The sequence below is a fragment of the Microvirga arabica genome (assembly GCF_016811235.1).
In the GTDB taxonomy this organism is placed as follows: domain Bacteria; phylum Pseudomonadota; class Alphaproteobacteria; order Rhizobiales; family Beijerinckiaceae; genus Microvirga; species Microvirga arabica.
Genome location: NZ_JAFBID010000235.1, coordinates 1 through 582, shown reverse-complemented (window position 1 = coordinate 582; position 582 = coordinate 1). Strand labels below are relative to the sequence as shown.

Annotated in this window: 1 protein-coding gene; it reads right to left on the bottom strand. The window is 55.7% G+C overall.

Going from position 1 to position 582, the window contains the following annotated elements:
- The coding region (locus tag JQC81_RS32665; RefSeq protein ID WP_203275900.1) for a hypothetical protein at positions 1-230 on the bottom strand (230 nt) is incomplete at its 3' end.
- Positions 231-582 lie beyond the last annotated feature (352 nt).

The window sequence follows — 582 nt, the reverse complement described above, 5'->3', positions numbered from 1 at the left end:
CCGATCAGCGATGCCATATCGCTCGGATCGCATGACCACTGGGTACCGATAGCCGCCCCATCGGAGGATACGGACACGACGGCAAGAGAGCGCAGCTTGCCCTCGCGGGCGAGCCGCAGATGCTCTTGCAGGAGGTCGATCATCGAAGCTGTGTTCTCGTCGACGGGCGGTGTGTTGACGGGACGGAGCTTGGCCACCGATCTACGCTCGCTACCTTGCTTTTCGCTCATGGTGCACCCCTCAATCATTCCCAGGCTCTTGCAGACCTCTCATCGAGAATGCGCACTAGACATAAACCAAGTGTCAACACTAGCCCGAGATATTAGAAACATCGGGCGTGTCGTATTTCGACAACAGTGCTGAGTAAGCTTAGCCAATACGGTATGCAGCTGCGCTGATCAGGATTCTGTACGGTCGTGGTAATCAGTCAACAACTGCGCGGATGTAGATACAGATGGATGACGGCTTACGTGAGGAATGCGCAGATACCAACACTTGGCTCAACATTGTGAGGGATAAGGATTCGCTTGAACTCGGCCTCCAAGCCGACCGTATGTCAGAGGCCGAAGTGGCCCTGCGCCT